Annotated in this window: 10 protein-coding genes; 4 read left to right on the top strand and 6 right to left on the bottom strand. The window is 47.4% G+C overall.

The features are described from left to right. Nucleotides 1-18 precede the first annotated feature (18 nt). On the bottom strand, nt 19-315 hold the full coding sequence (locus ACUZ8J_RS04230) for a hypothetical protein (RefSeq protein ID WP_446693165.1): 297 nt from the start codon (nt 313-315) through the stop codon (nt 19-21). Nucleotides 316-535: 220 nt separating this feature from the next. Between ACUZ8J_RS04230 and ACUZ8J_RS04225 the strand changes: the two genes are divergently transcribed. Beyond that, nucleotides 536-979, top strand: a complete 444-nt coding sequence (locus ACUZ8J_RS04225; RefSeq protein ID WP_446693164.1) for an N-acetyltransferase family protein — start codon at nt 536-538, stop codon at nt 977-979. 59 nt (nt 980-1038) lie between these two features. On the opposite strand, the gene ACUZ8J_RS04220 is transcribed toward ACUZ8J_RS04225, so the two are convergent. Beyond that, on the bottom strand, nt 1039-2331 hold the full coding sequence (locus ACUZ8J_RS04220; protein WP_446693163.1) for an HAAAP family serine/threonine permease: 1293 nt from the start codon (nt 2329-2331) through the stop codon (nt 1039-1041). A 443-nt stretch (nt 2332-2774) separates the two neighbouring features. Then, nucleotides 2775-5342 carry an acylase gene (locus ACUZ8J_RS04215; RefSeq protein WP_446693162.1) on the bottom strand — a complete coding sequence of 856 codons (2568 nt, stop codon included), beginning with the start codon at nt 5340-5342 and terminating at the stop codon, nt 2775-2777. Nucleotides 5343-5598: 256 nt separating this feature from the next. Here ACUZ8J_RS04215 and yjjX point away from each other — a divergent pair, with 256 nt between their 5' ends. Further along, nucleotides 5599-6138: an inosine/xanthosine triphosphatase gene (gene yjjX, locus ACUZ8J_RS04210; protein ID WP_446693161.1), complete on the top strand. Its 540-nt coding sequence runs from the start codon at nt 5599-5601 to the stop codon at nt 6136-6138. 107 nt (nt 6139-6245) lie between these two features. Then, nucleotides 6246-7226: a bifunctional helix-turn-helix transcriptional regulator/GNAT family N-acetyltransferase gene (locus tag ACUZ8J_RS04205; RefSeq protein ID WP_446693160.1), complete on the top strand. Its 981-nt coding sequence runs from the start codon at nt 6246-6248 to the stop codon at nt 7224-7226. A 218-nt stretch (nt 7227-7444) separates the two neighbouring features. On the opposite strand, the gene ACUZ8J_RS04200 is transcribed toward ACUZ8J_RS04205, so the two are convergent. After that, nucleotides 7445-8638 carry a serine hydrolase domain-containing protein gene (locus ACUZ8J_RS04200; RefSeq protein WP_446693159.1) on the bottom strand — a complete coding sequence of 398 codons (1194 nt, stop codon included), beginning with the start codon at nt 8636-8638 and terminating at the stop codon, nt 7445-7447. A gap of 496 nt (nt 8639-9134) precedes the next feature. Between ACUZ8J_RS04200 and ACUZ8J_RS04195 the strand changes: the two genes are divergently transcribed. Beyond that, nucleotides 9135-9614, top strand: coding sequence for a hypothetical protein (locus tag ACUZ8J_RS04195; protein ID WP_446693158.1), 480 nt, complete (start codon nt 9135-9137; stop codon nt 9612-9614). A 526-nt stretch (nt 9615-10140) separates the two neighbouring features. Here the strand turns inward: ACUZ8J_RS04195 and nqrF are convergent. Both nqrF and nqrE read right to left on the bottom strand, forming a co-directional pair. Next, nucleotides 10141-11358 carry an NADH:ubiquinone reductase (Na(+)-transporting) subunit F gene (gene nqrF, locus ACUZ8J_RS04190; RefSeq protein WP_446693157.1) on the bottom strand — a complete coding sequence of 406 codons (1218 nt, stop codon included), beginning with the start codon at nt 11356-11358 and terminating at the stop codon, nt 10141-10143. A 51-nt stretch (nt 11359-11409) separates the two neighbouring features. Further along, entirely contained in the window at nt 11410-12018 is a 609-nt protein-coding gene (nqrE, locus tag ACUZ8J_RS04185) for an NADH:ubiquinone reductase (Na(+)-transporting) subunit E (protein ID WP_011621548.1), read from the bottom strand. Nucleotides 12019-12022 lie beyond the last annotated feature (4 nt).

The following is a 12022-nucleotide window of genomic DNA, read 5'->3' as shown; positions in this document are numbered from 1 at the left end:
ATCCAGCTAAGGCAAAGCCTAGGCCTCAAATTGCACCGAATTGGCTGAGGCGGCAAATCGTTGGCGATAAAGGGATGCGGGCGGCTGCTCGCACTCGATAAGGTAGCTCCAATAGTCATCGTCAAAACCGCTGAAGAGTGACTGATTATCCCCCTGCGATTTGAGGATCAAATACCACCAAACCAGCCCCCATAGCCCGAAGGTGATCAAGGTGAGCATAAAGTGCATGGCGTGATTAATCTGCAGATCTTTTTGCACATCATAGGGTTGTAAAAACCTTGGTTTAAAGCGACGAGTTGATTTTACGAATGCCATAATCGCACCACTCCCTTAGGATGAAAACCTTATTCAAGCCTAGCAGATTAGACTTTAGTCGTACAAAAATTAGCCGCGATTAAAGCAGGATTTGAAACGCTGTTCACTCGTTCTTCTAAACGGTTCCGTGCTAAAGTGTGCCGCCGAATAAAAGCCGATGCATAAGCGTCATCCCCATACACAAGAGCGGTAGATGTACTAACCGCCGAGGAGTTGTTATATGTTGATCCGTAAAGCTAAAGTGCAAGATCTCACCGCCCTAGTTCAATTTAATCAGGCAATGGCGCAGGAAACCGAAGGTCTCGCCTTAGACGAAATGACCCTGATTAAAGGCGTTAATACCCTACTGAATCACCCTGAGAAAGGCTTTTATCTGGTAGCCGAAATTGATGACGAAATTGTCGGTTCGCTGATGGTGACCTTCGAGTGGAGCGACTGGCGCGCCAAAGATTATTACTGGATCCAAAGCGTTTATATTCGTCCACAGAATCGCCGTCAGGGGATTTATGGCAAGCTCTATGCTGAGGTAAAACAACTGGCCGAGGCCAATGGTGGCGCCGCGAGTTTCCGTCTCTATGTGGAGCAGGAAAATACCGCCGCTCAGCAAACCTACCAAGCGCTAGGGATGAAGCAAAGTTACTATCTGATGTACGAAGAGAAGTAATAAAAAAAGGATCGGGCATAACCCGATCCTTTCGTTTCAAACCGCTTTTAATTCCAATCTTAGCTTAACAAGCCAAACAGAATGGCGGTCATCGCCAGTAGGCCCGCAATAATCACAAACACGTTGCTGATGCGGTTACGGTAAGCCTTCAGCGCCGGCACTTTGTACACGGCATACATTGGCATTAAGTACAAAATCGCCGCAATAATCGGGCCGCCCAGCGCCTCAATCATCCCCAAAATACTTGGGTTTTTAATCGCAACGGCCCAAATCGTGGCAAACATAAACACTAAGATAAACTTGTTCAGCTTGTTCTCACTGATTTGTTTGTTACTTGAGCACAGCTGCTTAACGATAATGCCCTTCATGCCCTCAGTCGCGCCCATGTAGTGACCAAAGAAAGAAGACACAATCGCCACAAACGCAATGAAAGGCCCGAAGTAGCTGACAAAACCACTGTCATGCACGTTCGCAAGGTAAGATAAAATCGGCAGGTTCTTCGCCTTCGCTTCAGCCAACTGCTCTGGCGACAGTGACAAGACGCAGGAGAACACGAATAACATCACAAAGCCGACTAACATCATCGAGGTGTTACGCAGGATCACATCGGCCTTACGGGCTGCATTTACCCCATGGTCACGCTTAAGGGAAACCGAAAATTGCGAAATCGCCGGAGAATGGTTAAAGGCAAACACCAATACAGGAATGGTTAACCATACCGTACCTAAAAAGGCGCCGGTGTCTGGCACGACTTGCAGCGCATCCATTTTCCACTCTGGGATCAGATAGATGGACATAAATGCCAAAATACCCACCAGCGGATAAACCAGCAGTTGAGTCACTTTTAGCATAAATTGCTCACCGGCAACCATCACTGACATCATCCCGAAAATCAACACGCCAGACAGCAGGAAACGTGGCGGTGAGGCCATGCCCAACTGGTTGACGATAAAGCTGTCGACGGTATTAGTGATCCCCACACCGTAGATCAACACAATGGGATAAATCGCTAAGAAATACAGCAGCGTAATAGCCTTGCCCGCGCCAATCCCAAAGTGTTCTTCAACCACTTGGGTAATGTCACTGCCGGGAATACTCGATGAACATACGAAACGTGACAGACCGCGGTGGGCAAGATAAGTCATAGGCCCAATGATAATGGCCATCAAGACTAAGGGCCAAAATCCACCCATGCCCGCATTGATAGGAAGAAATAAAATGCCCGCCCCCACAGCGGTGCCGAATAAACTTAGCATCCAAGTCGTGTCTTGGCGCGTCCATGGTAAGTGTCTTGTTGTGCTTTCTTGCGTGCTTTGAGGTGTTTCGAGAACACTGATCGCATCTTTTTGCATATTAAAATTACCTTACGGTGATACCGCATAAAAAATTCGGCGTAAGGATAGCGAAAAAGCTTTAGCAAAAGTTGATCTAACGCCATTTTAAGTAATGAAATTTCAAATAAAACGGATATTGCGACCTAGATCCATGATTTGGCGTAATAAATTTTCAATAACGCATCAAAACGATCACAATAAATCACCAAGAAAACACAGTAAATTTACCCAAGCACCTAAGTTGCGACATCGGCATGTCGTCGATAAAAAAACCAAAGTGGCGTTAAGTCGCAAAAACCGCCCAATTGGGATCGAACTCAATCAAGTACTAATAAAGTTTGAAGTAGATCACCCTCCATATTGTTAAATTTTTACATTTTGAAACAACGAGCGCTGCGCCAGAGAAAGCCCATAAAAAAGGCCCACCTAAGTGGGCCTATCGATTAACGACAACTCAGCCATTACTGGGCTTTTTGCAGTGTCAGCTCTGTAGTCGAAATCACCGCAGGGGCAATATCGGCTTCCTTAAACAGTAAAGGACGGAAACTCTTACTGCTGGAATACAGATTGCTTTGGTCGGTAAAGGAAGGTGACAGTATATTGCTCGACTCCGAATAGGTGAGTATGCCACGCGCGACAGGGCCTTCATCGGTAAAGCTTACCGCCATCATCCAGCTTGAGCCGTAACGCACTTGGTAACCCTTGGCCGTCATGCCTGAGGCCATCGCCTTACCCGTGACAACGTCCATCAAAGGCGCGTACTTATGCTGCGGGATCAGAGTGTCATCTCCCGATAAGCTCGTCGAAAATACGTTGAATCCACCTTCCGCGTTATGGCTGCCCGGCCAAGGTAAACGCGCGCCGCTGGCAGTGCCATCGGGGAGTGACTTCTCGACAAACTGCACATCACCTAGCGGTGCATCTAAGGCAAAACCTGCGGCTTCAAGATTCAAGGCTGCATGGGCAAGCGCCACTAATGCGCTACCGTCTGTAGTAAGCGTGTTAGGCGTGGTCGCGGCATTCGCGGGGTCGAATACCTTGGTCAGCATGGTTTTTTGGCTGAACTGATGGGCAAACTCACGCAATAAAGCGCCGCCTTTACTGTCGTTATCTTGCTTACCGTTCCAAGCTTTGAGCGCTGCACAGGCTGAGGTGAGATCCTTAGATAAACTCGCAGATACCACCACAGGCGTATTGCCCTGCGCCTCACATTGGGCAATCAAATCCGGTAATACCAACTCAGCTAAATAACTGCGATTCGACAATACCGCGGCTTCTAACTCTTCCAGATTAAACTTACCATCGCTACCCGCCGCATCCTGCATTAGGGTTAAGCCCATACGAGTACGCAGCGATAATTGCCCGGCTTCTGGACCATACATAGGCGAGAAGTACGTCAGCGGCTCATTCAGGTTGGTTGACCAGAAGGAGTCATTGGAGTTTTGCACAAAGTCACTACGCTCAAGCTTAGGCGCACGCTCATAGGGCGTGGGGCCATTAAAGCTAAATAATGAGGTATTCCCCGGCAGAATAGTAAAGCCCGCCTGCTGCTTGGCCGCCTTAATATCGGGCGAAGTCTTGAGCACCACCACGGCCGCCTCGGATAGACCGGGCACGGTCGAGTCGTCGATGTAGAAGGCGTTACCCTCTTTATCGGCATACATAGTGTTATTGAAAATTACCCCATCGTAATCTTTAAAGGCTTGTTGGAATTCGTCTTTATTGGTCGCTAAGTTCATGGCGAGCCAATGATCGACCGGATCCATATTCGCCATGTTGGCATCTTGGATCATAAAGGCACTGCCATCATCCCAACCAAAAGGTGCGAGCGAAGGTGGCGCCTCGACCATAGGTCCTTTTGCCGTGGTGTAAATATCCTTTTCAGCCACTAACATGCCAGCGGGTCCTGCGTTCACTAAGATAGACACAGTCTCTTTATTGATCGGCATCGGCTGCCCATCGAACAGGTATTGCAATCTGTCGCCCGAAACCAGCTCGAGGTTGTACATCACAAAGTGTTCAGCGGTTGAGAAGGTATGAGTCCAAGCTAAGTCTTTGTTAAACCCAATGTTGATAGGGCCTGGCATGCCCACCAGCGAGCCACCCATCATATCCAATTGGCCTGGGATGGTAATGTGCGATTGCCAGAAGCGCAGGTTGCCCGTGTGTGGGAAATGCGGATTACCCAACACCATGCCGCGACCATTTTCGGTCTTATCTTTACCTAAACCCCAACCGTTAGAGCCTAAATCCCGAGGATTGGTCTCGGGTGTGGTAATGCGCGCCGCACGGGCAAGCAACTTAGACTGCATATCGCTGACAAACGCGGTTTGTTCTTGGCTTGGTGCAGGTCCGACGATGCGTGGCATGTACTCCTGCCCATCCCCTGGGTTGGCGTAGAAAATCAAATCGAGGAAGTTAGCCGCGCCGGGTAATAGGGCGATGGAAAACAGATAAGTGACCACATCCTCTGGCACTATGGGCTTCACCCACGGCTGACCGCCACAGAAAGGTTCGGCGGTTTGTTTACCCGCCTCAACATCGGCAAGGTATTGGTTATAACCCGCGGTAAAACCTTGGATTAATGCACGTGAACGCTCGCTAAACTGCGGCCATTTGGCCTCGGCTTGCTCACGGATTTTTAAGGCTTTATAGGCAAAGTCGGAAATTAAGTTGCCATTATCTTCAGAGGTGGGCTGCCCTGTGGTGAAATCAATCGACGCATGGGGACCAAAGTACATAGAACGCTGAGAGTTGGCCTTAATAAAACCATCGGCGAGCACGCAGAGGTTGTCCTGCGCCTGCGCGTAACCGCTACCAAAACCTAAGCTTTCTAAGTTATCGGCTTGGATATGGGGCACACCGTAGGTAGTTCGACGAATATTGGCTTTGAGTAAGCCGTTGGGGGCAAAGGTTTGCAGCTGGGTTTCAGGTTCGGTAGGTGGAGTGCTATCTTCGCTGTCGTTACAGCCTGTGAGCATAACGCCGCAGGCCATCCCCATCGCGATCATGAGTTTGTTGAATTTCATTATTATTATCTCTTAATTTTAGTTCCTTCAATGACATAGCTTTACTGCTTAAATCAGCTAATTGACTGAAGGAGCAATAGTCGTATGTCGCTTCCTGATGCACGACTCTGGCTATTTGCTCCCCATGCATTCGCTTTTTTACTGAGCCAAGGCGATGAATATGGCAAAATAGAAAACCCAGAGGCGAGACACCTCCGACCATTTAAGCAATGATTCAAACGAGCGTCCACATTAAAAACCAAAATAAATAACTTATATGCAACAAAACATTATCAAAGTGATCATCGGTTCGAAAAACCCCGTCAAAATTAACGCGGCGGCCAATGCCATGGCGCTGCTCTTCCCTGAATATGAGATCCAAACTCAAGGCATGGATGCGCCCTCGGGCGTCCCCGCACAGCCCATGACAGATAGCGACACCCGCCAAGGGGCTATCAACCGTGTCCACTATTGCCAGCAACAAGTTGAAGCGGATTATTACTTTGCGATGGAAGGCGGCGTCGATTGTTTCGAGTTTGGTCCTGCGACCTTCGCCTATATTGCGATTGCCCACCAAGCCCGTTTGAGCATTGGCCGAGGCGCCTTGTTACCGCTACCTATGCAGGTCTATCAGGCGCTCGAGGCGGGTGAAGAGTTGGGTCATGTGATGGATAGACTGTTTAATACGGTTAACATCAAACAAAAAGGCGGCGCGATAGGCCTACTCACCCACGGCCACGCCACCCGTGAGAGCAATTACACCCAAGCGATCATTCTCGCCATGGCGCCGTTTTTAAATCCTGAGATGTACCCTTAAATTTTGTTAATGAAATATTGCAAAGCCGAGCAAAGCCCGCTAATTTCGTTGTAACTTGCAACTAAATGATTCGAACTGAGCCACTGCCAGACCACACAAGTGCTTGCATGGCTCAACTTTGGTTAACCCTGATGGCATTCAATCCGACTATGGCAAATGATCCCGGCTCATCTAGCCAACTGAGACACCTTTCCCGCTATATGGTCAGACACTTAGGCATGCTCAATGCGGCCTTTGGCGATTTACCTCTGTCCCCAGTACAGGCCCACGCCTTGTTTGAGATAGGCAATCAACCGCAAACCATTAAGGAACTCGCCTGCAAACTGAGCATAGATAAATCCAATGCTAGCCGCGCAATCAAGCACTTAGTCGATAAAAACCTCGCCCAGAGCCAAATGCATCCGCGGGATAATCGCTGCCTCGTCGTTCAACTGACTCCTGCGGGTAAAAAGCTGCTCGCAAAATTAGATAGCCAGCAAAATCAACTCTTTCAAGAAATATTGGCTCAGCTGACCCCTGAGCAAATTCAACAAATCGAGCAAGCCCTAATGCAATACAACCAAGCCATACATAAAGCCAAACAACAATCGGGTTATCTTATCCGTGAAGCGACCGCCGCCGATGATGCCGTCATTGCCCAAGTGATCCGCGCAGTTTCCGCCGAATACGGCTTAACCGCGGATAAAGGCTATAGCGTGGCCGACCCAACCTTAGATTGTTTAAGCCAAATCTATTCGCAGCCGGGCGCCCAATACTGGGTGATAGAACATGAAGGCCAAGTGGTTGGCGGCGCAGGCATAGCGCCACTGGCTAACAATGCCGGAATTTGTGAGCTGCAAAAAATGTACTTTATGCCCGAGATCCGCGGTAAAGGCTTAGCCAAGCGTTTAGCGCTGCAGGCCCTAGATTTCGCCCATGAAGCGGGTTATCAGAGCTGCTATCTTGAAACCACCGCATTACTCAAAGAGGCCCTAAAACTCTACGAACACTTAGGGTTTAACTACTTAAGTGCCCCCCTTGGTAATACTGGCCACGACGCCTGTGAAATCCCAATGTTATTACCACTGCACGCCGAACTTAATGAATAGCGTTATGCCAATATTTGCAGCAGTTAAGGCGCGCTACGCCCCCTTTTTGGGTAATACAAAGCTACCGTTCCAACGAAAGCATCCAGAATAAGGCTCCGCTTAACAACGAATCGTGGAGCCTTATTCTTTCGAGGTCGTTGGCGGTTACATCAGAGCCTGCAAAGCGTTGGCGTTACTCCCGCCAACTTAACGCCTAGTAAGTCGACACAGTGACAAACTTAAACCTTATGCAGAGATAATGTAGTCAGCAGCAACTGACTACGAATGATTTGGCGTATTTGATTATGCAGTTCAAATACCCGGTTACGGTCGTTAAGGTTTAAGGAGAGGTTTTCCAGCATGACTAAGTCCAGATAAAACTCAGGATAATGCAGCGTCATCGACATATAACCCGAAACATACCCCGTATGGCTATATTCGACTAAGTCATTGTCCTTATTGATCCTTATTCCATAACCGTAGCGCATATTCGGCCACAAAAATGGCAACTCGATATACGCAGTGGTCATCCGTTGATAACTCTCAGGGCTTAACAACTTGCCAGCATGTAATTGCTGCTGAAAGGCGGCATAAGTAGCCGTCGAGGCAATTAATCCCCCTGCGGGCAATAACGCTTCATCAATCACCAGCTCAGCAGGGGCAATCAATTCGCTTTCCTGCAATCCCACCGCTAAGCTAGGCACTTTGGCATGAATCGCCTCAAGGCTGCCCTGCTCGGCACTTAGGCCATTGAGTTGGTACCGCGTTGCAAATTGCGCCACCTGCTCGGTAAAGGATTGATGATTAACCTTCTCAAGCACTTGCCCAAGCAATGAATAACCCAAATTAGAGTATTCAAATTGGCTACCCGGCTCGAAGCGATTGGCCTGTCCAATGCTGGCAACACCCGATGTATGGTTCAGCAGTTGGTGCAAAGTAATGCGCTCATCATAACGGTTGGGATCCAAAGCCCCCGCAATGGCGTTCGCATCAATGGCTTTTAGCGCCTTAGATTCCGCCTCAATATCGCCAAAAAGGTAATGATTTAGCGCTTGATTTAAATCGAGTTTTCCCGCATCGAGTGCCTGCAACACTAGCGTTGCGGTAATTTGTTTCGAGAGCGATGCCATCACAAAGCGCGAATCTTTACTAATACCTTCACCCTTTTGTAATTCAAGCAGTGGTTTCCCCTCTTCGAGTAGAATAACGCTACCGCTAAATGGCTGCGGCGAATCCATTATCGCCGTTTGGATTAAGCTCTTAATCTCCCCAAGCTTAGATTCCGAGGATGCAGTTTGGCTTTCAAGCTTAACTGACTGACCGCCTTGCACGCTTTCCGACATAATCGCAGCTTCAAGCGACTCGCCAACACTATTGGCACTTGGGAGTAATAACAGCCCTGATAGCAGGGAGCCGATAACACTCAAACGCATGGGTTATCCTTAACTTAATTAGCAAATATTGTCTGATTAGAAAGCGGCCAGCTTATCACAAGTTTTTTAAGTAGTGCTTTGTTTGGAATTAGCAATGACAGCCTAGACTGAGTTTCTAAAAACAAAGTCAAAGTCGCAGGGCTTCACCTCACACCCAAACTTCTGCAAGCTTTCGTTCTGTATGCTCGTCATACACAACAAAAAGATTGATTCCTAACACCACTTTTGGAAAATTTAACAATGGGTGTCTCAATAAATTTCGCTGAATACCGCCCAAACACCATGGGACTAGGCACTTCATCTGAAATACATTATTTTTTAAGGAATTAGCTCTACTAACAGTCTTAGATACTGTCCCTGCAACTATTATGGTTCTTATTTAAGCCATTTTAACCCTACAAGTTGTAGACAAATCTAAAGTGCATTATGTTGCTCATTTAAAATAGATAGCTCGATTTATTTTATCAGTAGTGGTCAAGTAAGGAATATTAGAAGCATGGAAATTGATATTGTTTCATACGCGAGCATTATGGGTATTGAATTGGGAATGTCACCCGATGATGTTGAAAAGGTGTTAGGGAAGCCAACATTTTCAAGCATCAATCCCAACAATTATTTAGTGAATGAATATTTATTATCCAATAGGTTAGTTGTTGTGTGTTTCGACAAAATTGAATTTGGCTCAGCAATAGATGTACATGTAAATGTTTTTGATAGCGATATTTTTGTGGTCAATGATAGTGATCCTATTTCATGTAAATTGTTAGCTAACACTCTTAGTCAGTTAGATAAGAAAAAGTATGTGTGGGACGATGAAATTCTTTTCTTAGAACTTGGAGTTATTCTAGGTCAATTTGACTATGAAGATGATGAATACCCTAAGTATGTTGATATATTCAGCATCGGCTCACAGGATGATGCTATCGATAAAGGCATATTCAAGCCATCCATTATAGAACAACATAATGCGCTTTAAATTTGCCTACACCTTCCGAGGCTAAAATCATTTGAATCAAAATCTCAAAGTTATTAGAGATCCATTGTTAAATTTTACAAAGAAAAGACAAATTTGAGGCATATTCAAGCTAACTGGATACGCTGTGGTCAGCAGGATTAAGCACAGATATGGAAGTGGCCGTCCGTGACATGGATGTCACGGTCGAGCATACATGGACGTACTTGCTGCGTGTCACTGGAATGGCTGTGCTTAATCACTAAGTTTATCGAGACATAGATGAATGTCTTTTGTAAGACAAGGCAATAATCTGCCAATCAAAGTTTTTGGCCTTCGTTTGCGGCTCAACAATTTGGCATGGTGAGTTTCGTATGCCGTCTTACACCACTGAGAGTCAGCGTATGGTGAGCTATTTAAGCCGCCATGGCGGTAAATCCTTTAGCTAGTAGCTAGATATCAAAGCCAACTAAAAGCCCTATAAACAAAAATCGCGTTAGACTCAGCTGTACTAGCTGTGCCTAACGCGATTTTCTATTCCACTTACCGCTTAATCACCAAAGTCATCGAGCAGGATATTTTCAGGCTCGACCCCTAGGCTTTCGAGCATACGGATCACCGAGGAGTTCATGATCGGTGGGCCACACATATAGAACTCACAATCCTCTGGTGCCTTATGATTTTTAAGATAATTCTCATAGAGCACGTTATGGATAAAGCCAGTGTAGCCCGTCCAGTTATCCTCTGGTAGCGGCTCCGACAGTGCCACATGCCAGACGAAGTTGTCGTTCTCGGCGGCCAAGGTGTCGAAGTCCTGCTGGTAAAACACTTCACGGCTTGAGCGTGCGCCGTACCAGAAGCTCATCTTACGCTGGGTCTTTTTACTCTTGAGTTGATCGAAAATATGCGAGCGCATCGGTGCCATACCCGCACCACCGCCGATAAATACCATTTCCGCATCGGTCTCTTTCACAAAGAACTCGCCGAATGGGCCAGAGATGGTCACCTTATCCCCCGCCTTGAGGTTAAAGATGTAAGAAGACATCTTACCTGGTGGCACATTGGCCGATGGTGGCGTGGCAATCCGCACGTTAAGCATGATGCGGCCCTTTTCATCGGGATAGTTCGCCATCGAATAGGCGCGCAGCACGTCTTCATTCACGGTGGATACTAAGTCGAATAGGCCGTATTTTTCCCAATCGTCGCGGTACTTAACCGGAATATCAAAATCGGCGTACTTCACCACATGGGCTGGCGCTTCAATTTGGATATAGCCACCCGCCTTAAAGTGCACGTCTTCACCTTCGGGCAGTTTTAGCAATAACTCTTTGATAAAGGTGGCCTTGTTATCGTTTGAGATCACCTCACATTGCCACTTCTTCACGCCGAAGATTTCTTCCTCTAGCTCGAGTTCCATATCGGTTTTCACCGCCACTTGGCAGGCGAGACGACAACCTTCTTTGGCTTCTTTTTTAGTGATATGCCCTTGTTCTGTCGGCAGAATATCACCACCGCCCGATTTAACTTTCACCCGACACTGGCCGCAGGTACCGCCGCCGCCACAGGCCGAGGGAATAAAAATATTCTTACTCGCTAAGGCGCCAAGCAGCTTGTCGCCCGCGGCAACTTTAATGCTTTTCTCGGCATCGTCGTTAATCCCGATAGTGATCTCACCAGTAGTCACTAATTTCTTTTTGGCGATAAGGATTACTATCACCAGTAGGCACACCACTAAGGTGAACATGCCTATGCCTATTGCCATTTCCATTCGATAACCCTTTTTCTAAACAGAATGCGGTTTCACTTTCTCAGCCACGCGTTACAGCGAGATCCCCGAGAAAGACATAAAGCCAAGTGCCATCAACCCTGTGGTAATAAAGGTGATACCAATACCTTGTAAGCCTTCGGGAATCGCATGAAACTTCATCCGTTCACGCAGCCCGGCCAGCATCACGATCGCCAGCGCCCAACCCGTGCCCGAACCCATAGCAAACACCGCCGATTCGGCAAAGTTGTAATCACGGTTAGCCATAAAGATCACCCCGGCAAAAATCGCGCAGTTTACGGTGAGCAGAGGCAGGAAGATCCCGAGGGAGTCATACAGGCTTGGAATGTATTTATCTAAAAACATTTCAAGGATTTGTACTAAGGCCGCAATCACACCGATAAAGGTGATCAGTTGCAGGTAACTTAAGTCGATGCCAGGCATGCCCGCCCACGCCAATGCGCCCGGTGCTAACACCTTCACATAGATCAGCTGGTTTAAAGGCACGGCTAAGGTCATCACCACGATAACCGCAACACCTAAGCCGAAGGCGGTCGACACCTTTTTAGACACGGCTAAGAAGGTACACATACCGAGGAAGAACGACAGCGCCATGTTGTCTAAGAATGTGGCCTGTAAAAACAGATTAATATAGTGTTCCATATCC

It is taken from the genome of Shewanella sp. Koi 1 (genome assembly GCF_052907445.1).
Note: the sequence above shows the minus strand (reverse complement) of the source record. Positions and strands in the feature narration are given on the sequence as shown.

Coding starts and splice junctions, on each gene's coding strand:
- ACUZ8J_RS04230 (WP_446693165.1), bottom strand. CDS start 315: ATGGCATTCGTAAAATCAACTCGTCGCTTTAAACCAAGGTTTTTACAA.
- ACUZ8J_RS04225 (WP_446693164.1), top strand. CDS start 536: ATGTTGATCCGTAAAGCTAAAGTGCAAGATCTCACCGCCCTAGTTCAA.
- ACUZ8J_RS04220 (WP_446693163.1), bottom strand. CDS start 2,331: ATGCAAAAAGATGCGATCAGTGTTCTCGAAACACCTCAAAGCACGCAA.
- ACUZ8J_RS04215 (WP_446693162.1), bottom strand. CDS start 5,342: ATGAAATTCAACAAACTCATGATCGCGATGGGGATGGCCTGCGGCGTT.
- yjjX (WP_446693161.1), top strand. CDS start 5,599: ATGCAACAAAACATTATCAAAGTGATCATCGGTTCGAAAAACCCCGTC.
- ACUZ8J_RS04205 (WP_446693160.1), top strand. CDS start 6,246: ATGGCTCAACTTTGGTTAACCCTGATGGCATTCAATCCGACTATGGCA.
- ACUZ8J_RS04200 (WP_446693159.1), bottom strand. CDS start 8,638: ATGCGTTTGAGTGTTATCGGCTCCCTGCTATCAGGGCTGTTATTACTC.
- ACUZ8J_RS04195 (WP_446693158.1), top strand. CDS start 9,135: ATGGAAATTGATATTGTTTCATACGCGAGCATTATGGGTATTGAATTG.
- nqrF (WP_446693157.1), bottom strand. CDS start 11,358: ATGGAAATGGCAATAGGCATAGGCATGTTCACCTTAGTGGTGTGCCTA.
- nqrE (WP_011621548.1), bottom strand. CDS start 12,018: ATGGAACACTATATTAATCTGTTTTTACAGGCCACATTCTTAGACAAC.